This is a genomic window from Sphingobium sp. ba1, from assembly GCF_000743655.1.
Classification (GTDB): domain Bacteria; phylum Pseudomonadota; class Alphaproteobacteria; order Sphingomonadales; family Sphingomonadaceae; genus Sphingobium.
In genome coordinates this window covers 384,341-388,817 of record NZ_JPPQ01000069.1, presented here as the reverse complement: position 1 = coordinate 388,817, position 4,477 = coordinate 384,341, and the positions used below count along the sequence as shown (strand labels likewise).

Below are 4,477 nucleotides of genomic sequence, written 5' to 3'. Positions count from 1 at the left end.
GGGCGCATATTCGCGCGTCGTCAGCACGGTCCATAGCACCGCCAGGAACAGCGCCGCCCCGCCGATATAGAAGCTGATCCGTACCGTGTCGGGCACGCCCGGCCCGACGGCGACATTGGCGACACCCATCTGGTCAAGCATCCAGGGGGTGGCCGACCCGATCACGGCGCCCGCGCCGATGAAGGCGGTTTGCAGGGCATAGCCGGCCATATGCTGATCCTTGTCCAGCATGTCGCCGACAAAGGCACGGAACGGCTCCATCGAGATGTTCAACGAAGCGTCGAGTATCCAGAGCATCATCGCCGCCGCCAGCAGACCGGGGGCATTGGGCATCCCGATCAGCGCCGCCGCCGCGAACAGCGCGCCGACAAAGAAATAGGGGCGGCGACGACCAAACCGGCACCAGGTCCGGTCGCTATAATGGCCGATGATCGGCTGAACCAACAGGCCGGTCAGGGGCGCAGCGATCCACAGCAACGCCAGATCGTCCAGGCTTTCGCCCAGCGACTGGAAGATGCGGCTCATATTGGCGTTCTGAAGGGCGAAGCCGATCTGGATGCCAAAGAAGCCGAAGCTGATATTCCACAGTCCCGCAAAACCCTGTCGGGGGCGGGTTACCTGTGTGCTGTCATTTTGCCCGTCCATCCCGCATCCGCCCCTTAACTTCGCATATTTCCCGGCAATTTCGATATTTTATTGCCCGTTTCTGATCCTATCGGAAAGTCGGACGTCGATGCAGGCTGCGGTTGGCAGCATAGAGCGCGCGCGACCTGTAGGACAGGAATTAGGATGTCAGCGCCGGCGTGGTTTGCCGCCCGCCACGAAACGGATCGCCTGACCGCCACCCGGTGCCAGCGCGATCGTCAGCCGGTCGCCCTTCCTGACCGTCTTCTTCTCGATCACGATCGCGTGGCGCGCATCGGTGCGATAATCCGCGCCCGGTCCGTCACGGTAGATTTCTGCGACATAGCTGCGCCCGGCATCCAGAAAATCGAGCGTCACCTGGCTGGCGCGGGCTTCTTCGTCGCCAACCGCACCCAGATACCAGTCATCGCCGCCCTTTTCCTTGCGCGCGATCGTGACATAGTCGCCGACTTCGCCGTTCAGGACGCGTGTGTCGGACCAGTCGGTCGGCACATCCTTGATGAACTGGAAGGGGCCGGGATATTTCGCGTAATTTTCCGGTGTATCGGCGGCCATCACCACGGGCGAATACAAGACCACATAGAGGGCGAGTTGCTTGGCGATCGTCGATTGGATCGTGCTGCCTTCAGACCCGGAGAGGCTGAGGACGCCGGGCGTGAAATCCATCGGGCCGCCGAGCATCTGGGTGAAGGCCAGATTGGCTTCATGTTCGGGCGGGTTCTTGCCGCCGACCCAGGCATTATATTCCATGCCCCGGCCACCTTCGCGCGACACCCAATTGGGGTAGGTGCGGCGCAGGCCGGTGTCCTTGACCGGTTCGTGGCTGTCGATGCTGACCTTATATTTGGCGGCGGCCTGCACCACGCGCAGATAGTGGTTCACCATCCACTGGCCCTCATGCCATTCGCGATGGTGGGTGCCATCGGCATCGACGCGCTCGATCTGCCCGGCATCGGTGACATAGCCGGTCTTGACCACCTGTTCGCCATGGTCGGCCGCCCATTTGAAGGCGCTGTCGAGTTGCGCGTCATAATGGCTGGCCGATCCGCCGGTCTCATGATGGCCGATCAGCGTGACGCCCTTCGATTTCGCATAGGCCGCCAGCGCGTCCGCGTCGAAATCCTCGGTCGGTTGGGAGAAATTCATGGCATTGCCATTGCCGAACCAGTTGCCGTCCCAGCCGACATTCCATCCCTCGACCAGCACGGCGGGGATGCCGCTGGCAGCGGCGAAGTCGATATAGCGGCGGACATTGGCGGTGGTCGCGCCATGTTTGGGACCGCGCGCCCAGCTCCATTCGCCCTTGATCATGTTCCACCACACGCCCACGAACTTGCCCGGCTTGATCCAGCCCGACACGTCGCCCAGCTTGTTAGGCTCGTTCAAGTTCAGAATCATGTGGTTCATGTAGAGGCCCGCCGCATCGTCGGCGATCGCGATGGTGCGCCAGGGCGTCGAGAAACCCGCATCACGCGAGACTTTGGCGGTGCCAGCGCCCGGCGTCAGGGCGGCGCGGAACATATTGCCCTGCACCCGCGCCAGGTTCATTGCGCTATAGTCGACCAATGCCGCTTCATGCAGCGCGACATGGGTGCCGCTGGCGAGCTTCACCGTCATGACGGTCTGCGCCGTGCCGACCGCATCGAGCGGCGTCTTGTCGTAGAGATATTCTTCGCGGTTCCATTCAAAGGCGGGCTTCCACCAGGCGGTGCCGGGCTGGGCGAAGGCGAACTGGGTCAGTTCCTCGGCGATATTGGCATGGTGCAGATTGGGCTGGTCGGGCAGGGTGTAGCGGAAGGCCACGCCATCGTCGAACAGGCGGAAGGTCACATCCATTTCGCGCTGAAGGTCGGTCTTCTCGCGGAAGGCGAGACGGATTTCGCTGTGATTGTCACGAATGGTCGACCATTCGCCCCAGGGCTGCGTCCAGCTCGTGTCGCGCCGGTCGCGCTTCGTGTCGGCCAGCGTCAGGTTGCGCTCGATCTTGGGCGCGTCGGTGAGCATGAAGCCAAGGCGGCTGTCGGCGATCAGCGGTTGGCCGTCGCGCTGCACGGCGTAGCTGGGGCGGCCCTCGCCATCCAGGCTGACGGTCAGAGTGATGCGACCATCGGGCGAGGCGGCCTTGGCGACGACATCGGCGCGTGCGGCGATCGGGGCCAGCGACAGGGCGAAAAGCGGGATGGCCAAAATGCGGAGGGTGGGCGCAGTCAGTCGCGTCATGCTATATGTCCTTGATAGTGGGCGACGAGGGCGGCGGCGGCGGGGAAGTGCCAAGCCGTGGCGCCCCCGCATGTCAGCATCGGCTGCCAGCGTTCCGCATCGTGCGGCGTCCAACTGACCGGCTGATCGCCAAGGTTGAAGATGCAGAGCAGCTGTTCGCCGCCATGGCTGCGTTCGAAGGCGAGCAGGTCGCCGGGCATCTCCCGAAAATCCACCGTGCCGGCGCGCAGGGCAGGATAGGCCTTGCGCAAGGCGAGAACCTCACGAGTCCAGTGCAGTAGGGAGGCGGCGTCTGCCTCCTGCCGGTCGACGGCGAGCGGGCGATGCACTTCCCCGATCGGCAGCCAGGGTTTGGCGTCGGAGAAACCGAGATAGGGCGCATCGGCGATCCACGGCATCGGCGTGCGGGCGCCGTCGCGGGACAGGGTGAGCGGCCAGTTGGCGATGGCTTCGGGGTCTTGCAGATCCTCGAACGCGATATCGACCTGCGACAGGCCCAATTCTTCGCCATAATAGAGGAAGATATTGCCGCGCAGGCAGGCGAGCAGCAGCATCTTCATCCGGCAATAGGCTTGCGGGTCATGATCCTTGGCCCAGCGCGATACGGCGCGGGGGGCATCGTGATTTTCAAAGGCCCAGCTTGGCCAGCCGATGCCCTGTTCCGCCGGCCATTTTTGCAGAGCGCCTTTCATCAAGTCGCTGGTCAAGGCAGGGGCATAGAGGAAGTCGAAGCCATAGGCGGTGTTGAGGCGGTAGTCGCCCTGGGTAAAGGCCTTCATCTCCCGGTCGCTGTCCGCGCCGCCGACTTCGGCGACGGTGAAGCGATCGGGATAGGCGTCGAACACGCTTCGGACTTTCTCCAGGAACAGGGGGATGTTCGGGTGGCTCTGATTATAGGTTTTGATCTGGAAATCGAACGGGCGGGTGCGCAGGCTGCCATCGTCGGGTGCAGGCGGATTGTCGCGCAGCTCTGGATCGTGCATCGAATGGTTGATCGCGTCGATGCGAAAGCCATCGACGCCCCGGTCGAGCCAGAAGCGGATGATGTCGAACACGGCCGCCTGCACGTCCGGGTGGTGCAGGTGCAATTGCGGCTGTTCGCGCAGGAAGCTGTGCATATAATATTGGCCGCGCCGCGCGTCCCAGGTCCAGGCGGGGCCACCGAAGACCGACTGCCAATTATTGGGCGGCGATCCGTCTGGCTTGGCATCGGCCCAGACATACCAGTCGGCCTTGGCATTGTCGCGGCTGGCGCGGCTTTCGACGAACCAGCCATGCTGGTCGGATGTATGCGCCCAGACCTGATCGACGATGACGCGCAGGCCAAGGGCGTGGGCACGCGCGACCAGCGCATCGAAATCGGCAAGCGTGCCGAAAATCGGATCGACATCGCAATAGTCCGACACGTCATAGCCGAAGTCGCGCATCGGGCTTTTGAAGAAGGGCGACAGCCAGATCGCATCGACGCCCAGTGACGCGACATAAGGCAGGCGGGCGGTAATGCCGTTGAGGTCGCCGATACCGTCGCCATTGGAGTCGGCGAAGCTGCGCGGATAGATTTGGTAGATGGCGGCACCGCGCCACCATGGTTCAGGCATGTCGGTCATTCAGG

The 4,477-nt window shown here is 63.3% G+C and carries 3 protein-coding genes; all 3 read right to left on the bottom strand.

Translation table 11 applies throughout. From position 1 onward, the window contains the following. A partial coding sequence (locus IL54_RS04900) for an MFS transporter (RefSeq protein ID WP_037477836.1) occupies positions 1-645 on the bottom strand: 645 nt, incomplete at its 3' end. 147 nt (positions 646-792) lie between these two features. Beyond that, complete coding sequence (locus tag IL54_RS04895; RefSeq protein WP_037473651.1) at positions 793-2,865, bottom strand: glycoside hydrolase family 97 protein; 2,073 nt, start codon at positions 2,863-2,865, stop codon at positions 793-795. Beyond that, entirely contained in the window at positions 2,862-4,472 is a 1,611-nt protein-coding gene (locus IL54_RS04890) for an alpha-amylase family glycosyl hydrolase (RefSeq protein WP_037473649.1), read from the bottom strand. The genes IL54_RS04895 and IL54_RS04890 overlap by 4 nt, the downstream gene beginning before the upstream one ends. Between the last annotated feature and the right edge of the window lie 5 nt (positions 4,473-4,477).

Coding starts and splice junctions, on each gene's coding strand:
- IL54_RS04895 (WP_037473651.1), bottom strand. CDS start 2,865: ATGACGCGACTGACTGCGCCCACCCTCCGCATTTTGGCCATCCCGCTT.
- IL54_RS04890 (WP_037473649.1), bottom strand. CDS start 4,472: ATGACCGACATGCCTGAACCATGGTGGCGCGGTGCCGCCATCTACCAA.